At 37.6% G+C, this 753-nt stretch carries 1 protein-coding gene; it reads right to left on the reverse strand.

Features of this window, described 5'->3' with window-relative positions:
* Window positions 1-258 precede the first annotated feature (258 nt).
* A partial coding sequence (locus D1646_RS22525) for a hypothetical protein (RefSeq protein WP_160638538.1) occupies window positions 259-753 on the reverse strand: 495 nt, incomplete at its 5' end.

A 753-nucleotide genomic window follows, 5' to 3' on the forward strand; every position in this document is an offset into this window, starting at 1 on the left:
CCGGCGGCAGGTGGCCGACATCATTCTCTCCCAGGTCCAAGCCACCGCCGAGCGCGTTTCTTTTGAGTGGAAAATCTGATTTCTTACCCCCAGCGCCTTATTCAATGGTGTGTTTACCATTGTCAAGCGATGCTATAAAGCTGATTTGGAACATGGTCCCGTATGAACTGTATTAATGGGAAGGATTTGGCACTAAAATCTTCTTTGGGCATATTCTGATTTAATTGAATCGGCTCAATTATTTTTTCAAAATCGTCTCTAAAACTCATTGCGGCCCTCCCTTAAACGAATCACAACATCCTCTAAGTCAGCTATTTCAATAATGGCTTCATTGAACATACAGACACTTTCATTCAGCATAATAATATAAGTTATAATTGTAAATACTTCTCCACTCGTATAGTCTCCAAAATGAAGTGCATAAATGACTGCAAAGATCAAAAGAATGGCTTGTAGTTTATCTGTTAAAAGATACGCTTTTGCTTCCAAGTCCGAATTTTTTATCCTAAAGTTCCGTTGTTGCATCGAAAACAACCTATACTTCACAATTTCTTTAGTTAAAATAATGCCTTCTCTTTTTTCATCGCTATCTTGAAGGCGTTTATTATTTTGAACAATTTCCTTGTGAAACCCATGTGTAAAAGCAAAAATCAATATAGAAATTATACCAGCAGCGGCAAACCTGCAAATAGGTGTCAAGCCCCAAAATGAAAAAAGACAGCATAATTTTTGCGGCATGAAAATGGGTATAAC

The sequence above is a fragment of the Pseudoflavonifractor sp. 60 genome (assembly GCF_009911645.1).
In the GTDB taxonomy this organism is placed as follows: domain Bacteria; phylum Bacillota; class Clostridia; order Oscillospirales; family Oscillospiraceae; genus Lawsonibacter.